The 2,206-nt window shown below is 32.4% G+C and carries 4 protein-coding genes; 1 reads left to right on the top strand and 3 read right to left on the bottom strand.

Going from position 1 to position 2,206, the window contains the following annotated elements:
• Positions 1-236: 236 nt before the first annotated feature.
• Genes ACJML3_RS01165 through ACJML3_RS01175 form a run of 3 tightly spaced genes read right to left on the bottom strand, consistent with a single transcriptional unit; the run spans position 237 to position 1,411 of the window.
• Entirely contained in the window at positions 237-404 is a 168-nt protein-coding gene (locus tag ACJML3_RS01165; RefSeq protein WP_353736411.1) for a phage baseplate assembly protein, read from the bottom strand.
• A 3-nt stretch (positions 405-407) separates the two neighbouring features.
• Complete coding sequence (locus ACJML3_RS01170) at positions 408-677, bottom strand: hypothetical protein (protein ID WP_406019895.1); 270 nt, start codon at positions 675-677, stop codon at positions 408-410.
• A gap of 59 nt (positions 678-736) precedes the next feature.
• Entirely contained in the window at positions 737-1,411 is a 675-nt protein-coding gene (locus ACJML3_RS01175) for a hypothetical protein (RefSeq protein WP_406019897.1), read from the bottom strand.
• Positions 1,412-1,622: 211 nt separating this feature from the next.
• Between ACJML3_RS01175 and ACJML3_RS01180 the strand changes: the two genes are divergently transcribed.
• On the top strand, positions 1,623-1,913 hold the full coding sequence (locus tag ACJML3_RS01180; protein ID WP_406019899.1) for a hypothetical protein: 291 nt from the start codon (positions 1,623-1,625) through the stop codon (positions 1,911-1,913).
• The last annotated feature ends 293 nt before the right edge of the window (positions 1,914-2,206 follow it).

Genomic DNA, 2,206 nt, shown 5'->3' on the forward strand with positions numbered 1-2,206 from the left:
ACAGAAAATCCATTCAAGTAATTTTCCTTAATTTGTCACCAGGATCGGGCTTTATGCCCGATCTTTATTTTAAGCTGTCATAAATCTTTTGTTTTAAAAACAATCTTTTCTTTTTGAATATCTGTGTTTTTCTATTCGTCAAATTGCATTAGAGTAGTTTTTGAATTTGTAGATTGAAGAACTGTTACTCCGACAATACAGTCAAATTTTAAGAGTTGTACAAAATACTGTCATTTTTAATCATGACTGTAAGTACAAGGTTGTTTCCGATTTTGACTTGTACATCGTCCCCCCCCTACAGAAAAGGCAGGGCTGATTGTATTTAATTCTGATGTAATAGTAAAAGAGGTCCAATTTTTAAAAACTGAACCTCCAATATTCAAAGAAACTTCATTATCTTTCATTTATCACTCACAGATAATATCACTTCCATCGTAATAACATTCTCTTGATTTTCCATCTATAGTAAGATTAAATACTTTTGGTGTTTCTCGTATACTTTGTTTTCTCCAATCTGATTTAGATAATGATTCAAAAACTCTGCGGTCCATCTCTGCACTTTTATCTGGATAATCTTCCCATGAAGGCAAAGTATAGTAATCATCAGCAATAGCAAATGAAGGAATGCTAAACAGACTTAAAGAAACAGCAAATAAAGCTATAAATAACTTTTTCATAGCACAAGAACCTCTCTTATTTCTTACTTTAATTATAGGTCTTTGCGAGGTATTTGTTACTATACAAAAGTTACTTTCTTGACAGTATAAATTCTCCTACTGGCATAAAAAGAGGATTGATTGATTACATCGTTACGCTGTGCAATCTCATCAGCTCTTGTAGAATCACCATATCTGTCATGAGCTAGAACAAAAGCTGGCTCACTTTGTTTTAGTGTTACTGTATCTATGCCGTTTTCACCATTAAGCTTTGCTGTCATGTAGTTATATACAGATGTATAACAGTCAACAAGCTGTAAATAACACTGACCTGCATCGTTGCCTTGTAGCATCATTTCATTATCAATGGCATTTAAAAGATTATTTCTTAAGGTAATAATAGTATCATCTGATACAGCTCTATCTGAACCGTCTTCATTGATATCATTATCACTGCCAATCATTGATAGTGCCCCCATACTGTTAGCAATCATTGCCATACGGATATTGCGTTTTATCTCATCAGATACTTCATCAACTCTTTGTTTGTCAGAAAGTATCTTTGAACTATCATGAGAGCTTGCTGATGTAACTGGTTGTAATGATGAGTCTGTTAGTGCCTCTGTGGAGCTATATGAGACTTTCTTCCAATTAATAACAGATTGTGAATACTGAGATAAACCAATTGCACTTAATAGATCATTTCTTGCTTGTTCTTTTTTATAATACAGTGTACTTGCAATGTTATGACTCATCAAAAGGATATCACTGCTCATATTGAACAAATGTGCAAACTTATATTCAGATAACAACATAATATAAATGATTGTTGTACAAGATTAATAATTACTATCTGCTTTCAATATGAATAAATTCGGAATGAAAAATTGCCGTCTTTCGTTAAAACCTTTGTTGCTGATAAAAGATATTTGTGTATAATTGCACAGGTCATTTCAAGGAGTTTATATGTTTTATCCATTATTTGAAAATCAGGATTTTAAGATTGAACAGACAGCAACTTTAGATGATTCTGGTAAGGTACTTATCAGAGCTGCTGATGCAAATGAGGATGAAACTAAGTTACTTGAAATGGAAGTTGATTCTTATCTTATAAAAAGCTGTTCAAATTTCACCGCAGAAGAAGTTTTTGAAATAGTACAGATTGTAAAAGATCTTGAAGAAGTTATCCTTGCAAAAGGTAAAGGATATAAGGAAAAGGAAGAAATCAACTCACAGATGCAGGATGAAAGCAACTAAATAGAGTTGAACAAAAAAGAGCAGTCTTACTGTTCTTTTTTTTTGCACCAGATTTATCCATTTTTTTTGTGCACCAAAATTAAACATATCACTCTCCATAAAACATCATTTGCACTTTTTTATCCCCATTACAGAGCAAATAGCAACCTTAATATTGAGCAAGAACAATCATAATCGTATCTTTTACTCATAGTCAAAATGACTTGTTTTTAGGAGATATATTTATGAAAGTTTGTAAAAGTGCAATAGCTGCAATGGCACTGACTGCAACTTCAGCATTTGCTGATGAGGCA

It is taken from the genome of Succinivibrio sp. (genome assembly GCF_045124615.1).
Lineage (GTDB): Bacteria > Pseudomonadota > Gammaproteobacteria > Enterobacterales > Succinivibrionaceae > Succinivibrio > Succinivibrio faecicola.

Excerpts from the sequence above, each read along its gene's own strand:
- ACJML3_RS01165 (WP_353736411.1), bottom strand. The coding sequence starts at position 404 with ATGAAAGATAATGAAGTTTCTTTGAATATTGGAGGTTCAGTTTTTAAA.
- ACJML3_RS01170 (WP_406019895.1), bottom strand. The coding sequence starts at position 677 with ATGAAAAAGTTATTTATAGCTTTATTTGCTGTTTCTTTAAGTCTGTTT.
- ACJML3_RS01175 (WP_406019897.1), bottom strand. The coding sequence starts at position 1,411 with ATGAGTCATAACATTGCAAGTACACTGTATTATAAAAAAGAACAAGCA.
- ACJML3_RS01180 (WP_406019899.1), top strand. The coding sequence starts at position 1,623 with ATGTTTTATCCATTATTTGAAAATCAGGATTTTAAGATTGAACAGACA.